This is a genomic window from Pararobbsia alpina (assembly GCF_902859895.1).
Lineage (GTDB): Bacteria > Pseudomonadota > Gammaproteobacteria > Burkholderiales > Burkholderiaceae > Pararobbsia > Pararobbsia alpina.
In genome coordinates this window covers 1-583 of the sequence record NZ_CADIKM010000227.1, presented here as the reverse complement: position 1 = coordinate 583, position 583 = coordinate 1, and the positions used below count along the sequence as shown (strand labels likewise).

Annotated in this window: 1 protein-coding gene; it reads right to left on the bottom strand. The window is 62.4% G+C overall.

Annotated elements, in window-relative coordinates:
* On the bottom strand, positions 1-583 hold a 583-nt coding region (locus HV670_RS30410; RefSeq protein WP_175108599.1), incomplete at both ends, for a hypothetical protein.

Here is a 583-nt window from a genome sequence, read left to right as displayed (position 1 = left end):
GCACGTCGTATTGGCCCCCACAGTCGTGCAGTTCGGCGGCCCGACATTCGCTTGCGCGGCCAGCGCAGTGTTGAACAACACACCCGCTGACGACGTCGAGTCGTTCGAGATAACCGTGTTGTTGATGAAGCTCACTCGCACCGCGTCCTGCAGCGACACGCCGCCGCCCGCCCAGCCTGCCACGTTGTTCGCGATGATGTTGTTGATCACGCTGACCGCGTACCAGGCGTTACGGTTATTCGGGCTACGTTGCACATCCGTCCCGTTGATGTTCTGCAAGCGCAAGCCGCCGCCTTTACCGCTTTCGGCGGTATTGCCCACAATCAGGTTGCCGTCGATCACGAGGCCCGGGCCGACGCCATCGGAGAGTTGCGGCGCGCAGTCAATGTCTACCGCCGAGTTTTCGCAGAACGTGCCATCCGGCGGCACGCCCTGGGCGATGATGCCGCCACCGTAAGTGGGCAACGTCGGGTTGTTGCTCTGGTTGAAGAGGATCCAGTTGTGCGAGATGTCTCCGCCGTAGCTGAAGCCAAAGTGAGCCATGCCGCCGCCATCGCCGCTGCTGATGTTGCCGCACACCCAG